Annotated in this window: 5 protein-coding genes; all 5 read right to left on the bottom strand. The window is 54.0% G+C overall.

Annotation, left to right across the window (positions count from 1 at the left end; genetic code table 11):
- Nucleotides 1-111: 111 nt before the first annotated feature.
- Nucleotides 112-387, bottom strand: a complete 276-nt coding sequence (locus HMPREF0240_RS23145) for a hydrogenase subunit MbhD domain-containing protein (protein WP_009005815.1) — start codon at nt 385-387, stop codon at nt 112-114.
- Complete coding sequence (locus HMPREF0240_RS23140) at nt 384-779, bottom strand: monovalent cation/H(+) antiporter subunit G (RefSeq protein WP_035314767.1); 396 nt, start codon at nt 777-779, stop codon at nt 384-386. Before HMPREF0240_RS23140 ends, HMPREF0240_RS23145 begins: the two co-directional genes overlap by 4 nt.
- Nucleotides 766-1,113 carry a monovalent cation/H+ antiporter complex subunit F gene (locus HMPREF0240_RS23135; RefSeq protein ID WP_148486413.1) on the bottom strand — a complete coding sequence of 116 codons (348 nt, stop codon included), beginning with the start codon at nt 1,111-1,113 and terminating at the stop codon, nt 766-768. Before HMPREF0240_RS23135 ends, HMPREF0240_RS23140 begins: the two co-directional genes overlap by 14 nt.
- Nucleotides 1,103-1,594: a Na+/H+ antiporter subunit E gene (locus tag HMPREF0240_RS23130; RefSeq protein ID WP_009005812.1), complete on the bottom strand. Its 492-nt coding sequence runs from the start codon at nt 1,592-1,594 to the stop codon at nt 1,103-1,105. Before HMPREF0240_RS23130 ends, HMPREF0240_RS23135 begins: the two co-directional genes overlap by 11 nt.
- 125 nt (nt 1,595-1,719) lie before the next feature.
- Nucleotides 1,720-1,995 carry an ATP synthase subunit delta gene (locus HMPREF0240_RS23125; RefSeq protein ID WP_009005811.1) on the bottom strand — a complete coding sequence of 92 codons (276 nt, stop codon included), beginning with the start codon at nt 1,993-1,995 and terminating at the stop codon, nt 1,720-1,722.
- Nucleotides 1,996-2,104: the final 109 nt, after the last annotated feature.

Below are 2,104 nucleotides of genomic sequence, written 5' to 3'. Positions count from 1 at the left end.
GGGGAGGCTTCATCTCCAGGGTTCCCACAAAGGGGTCCTTCTCTCCGTTCAGCCACCGTTTAAACCGGCAGGCCGGACTGTTGTTATACTCCTCCTGGGGCCGTTTTCTGCTCATTCTTCCGTCTCCTTTCCGTCATCCTCCTCCTTGTCGGCGGAGATCCCCCGGATCTTCTTCAGGGTCACAAAAAACAAAAGCGAGGTCACGCCCGCACCCACGGCCGCCTCTGTAATGGCAAGGTCCGGGGATTCCATGATCATCCACAGGATGGACATGATCAGGCTGTAGGCCATGAAAATCAGAATCGAATTCAGGAGGTTCTTATGGAAGCTGACCGCCGCCGCACATATGACCAGAAACACTAATAGTATCCACGTAATGACCGTCATGCGCCCTCCTCCTTTCTCTCTTTGGCCGGTTCCGCCTGGCAGCAATCCTCCAGTTCGATCTCTTCGGCCGGTTCCACCGGACAGCAGTCCTCCATCTTCTCCCGGGAGAGCACTTCCAGTTTGGAAACCATGTGCGCCGCAACCGGGGAGGTCAGCCAGAGGAATACGATCAGGAACAGGATCTTCACGCTTGGGAAGGTAAACCCGTTGAAAAACAGGGCCCCCACCAGCAGAAGCCCGCACCCTAAGGTATCGCCGATGGCCGCCGCATGCATCCGGTTGAGCACGTACTTAAACCGGAACACGCCGATAAACTGGATGATATAAAACACAAGCCCCGCTGCCATGCACACGGCGCCTGCCAGAAACCGGATCCATTCAAGAACCATCATCTAAGGCACCCTCCTCCCTCTTTTTGCGCTTCTCATTGCGCGCCCGGTACACCCCGATATAAATCTGGGACAGGATCACCACCGCCAGGAAGCTGATCAGGGCATAGATCAGGCTGATGTCCAGAAGATAGGATTCCTCCAGCACCAGGCCCAGGACCGCAATGACCGCAACCACGATGCAGCCCAGCATGTTGACCGCCAGCAGCCGGTCCGCAACAGACGGGCCTAAAATCAGCCGCAGCAGGCACAGAAGACACATCACAGACAACACGGCCAGCACAAACATTAAAAACGTATCGCTTACGTCACCCAATACGGGTATGTCATGAAACATCTCCCTCCCCCTTTCCTTCTGCCAGGATTTCCAGTTCCCGGATCTTTTCCACAAAGTCCGATTCATGGATCCCCACCGCGTACTCCCGGTCCAGGCTGTGCACGATGTAGCTTCCGTCCTCCAGGTCCGAGGTAATGGTCCCCGGGGTCAGGGTAATCGAATTGGCCAGCAGCGTCTGTCCGGTCTGGGTCTTTAAACCCGGACGGAAGGTCACCAGCACCGGATCCGGCTCCCGGTCAAACTGCAGGATCAGCTTTGACACGGCCAGGGCCGCCTTGATGACTTCCACCACCAGGAAGACCACATATTTCAGGATCCTGCCGGTACACTTTAAAATGACCAGCTCCCGCTTCGGGGAATACTCCATAAACTTATATAAGAACAAGTATAAGGCGCCGCAGATCACTGCGCCGAATACTGCGATTTCCAACGTGATTCTGCCGTTTAAAATAATCCACAGCACAAACAAAAGAAAGAACATACCATCACCTCGTCGGTTTTCCGGGGATTCCCCCGTTTTGTTTTCTAAAAGGGCGCGCAGGATACATACTGTATGCGATCTGCGCGCCTCTGCATATTTTTACAGGTTCTCCAGGAACCCTGCCTTTATTTCTCCGCCTTCCAGTTGGCATATCTGGTATAAATCGCCATGGTTTTGCCCACATGGATATGGCCTCCGGGAATCAGCACGGTCCTGGTCTCTTTACTCTCCGCTTCCCGGATCTTTACCTCTCCCTTTTCCAGGCGCTTCAGTGCAAGGCTGTGCCCCGCCATATATCCTTCCTGTCCCGAAGCTTCCTCTACAATCACCATCTCAACTTCCCCGGAATAGAAGAGTTGCTGCGGCGTTACAATCTCCAATAAAAATCTATTTGCTGCCATTCGCCCTCCTCCGTCTTCTCCTGCGGCATTTCTTATACATTCCCGCCCTGGGCGTACTTTTCTACCACATCTTCAATTCCTCCTGCAAACAGGAACATGGATTCCGGGA

Origin of the sequence: Clostridium sp. D5 (assembly GCF_000190355.1) — a bacterium.
GTDB lineage: Bacteria > Bacillota > Clostridia > Lachnospirales > Lachnospiraceae > Faecalicatena > Faecalicatena fissicatena_A.
The sequence above is the reverse complement of the archived record's forward strand: the minus strand, read 5'-3'. Positions and strand labels throughout refer to the sequence as shown.

What these genes read in the sequence shown, in the direction of transcription:
- HMPREF0240_RS23145 (WP_009005815.1), bottom strand. Translation starts at nt 387, where the DNA reads ATGACGGTCATTACGTGGATACTATTAGTGTTTCTGGTCATATGTGCG.
- HMPREF0240_RS23140 (WP_035314767.1), bottom strand. Translation starts at nt 779, where the DNA reads ATGATGGTTCTTGAATGGATCCGGTTTCTGGCAGGCGCCGTGTGCATG.
- HMPREF0240_RS23135 (WP_148486413.1), bottom strand. Translation starts at nt 1,113, where the DNA reads ATGTTTCATGACATACCCGTATTGGGTGACGTAAGCGATACGTTTTTA.
- HMPREF0240_RS23130 (WP_009005812.1), bottom strand. Translation starts at nt 1,594, where the DNA reads ATGTTCTTTCTTTTGTTTGTGCTGTGGATTATTTTAAACGGCAGAATC.
- HMPREF0240_RS23125 (WP_009005811.1), bottom strand. Translation starts at nt 1,995, where the DNA reads ATGGCAGCAAATAGATTTTTATTGGAGATTGTAACGCCGCAGCAACTC.